Annotated in this window: 1 pseudogene; it reads right to left on the bottom strand. The window is 34.1% G+C overall.

The features are described 5' to 3' along the window. Positions 1–181 precede the first annotated feature (181 nt). Positions 182–387 (bottom strand): annotated as a pseudogene (locus AOA60_RS32525) (protein-(glutamine-N5) methyltransferase, release factor-specific); the annotation flags it as partial.

The raw sequence follows: 387 nt of genomic DNA, 5'->3' as shown, positions 1-387 counted from the left end.
CATATTAAATTTAGAAAGCTAAATTTAATAATTGGGGGTTTCTTTACATATGTTTAATTTACGGTTCAGTGGTGTAAAAAAATTGCTTTTATCAAGTACTATCTTATCAAGTGTATTCAGTATGTTTTTGACTATCCTTACATTATACCATCACTTTCGCATGAAAAGCTTGATCAAGAAGCTAATCTACCGTCCCTAAAACGATTCGTTCTTTTCCATTTATATCATTAATGATCTTAACATTTGCTTTGGGAAATTCCAGTTGGATTAATGACTTAACAGCCTCACCTTGTCCATGACCAATTTCAAAGGCAATGATTCCTGGTTGAAGGAGTACTGCTGGTATTTGCTTCACGAGTCTCCGGTAAATGTCTAATCCTTCTGGAC

This window comes from Pseudomonas sp. 2822-17 (assembly GCF_002742485.1).
Lineage (GTDB): Bacteria > Pseudomonadota > Gammaproteobacteria > Pseudomonadales > Pseudomonadaceae > Aquipseudomonas > Aquipseudomonas cyclaminis.
The sequence above is the reverse complement of the archived record's forward strand: the minus strand, read 5'-3'. Positions and strand labels throughout refer to the sequence as shown.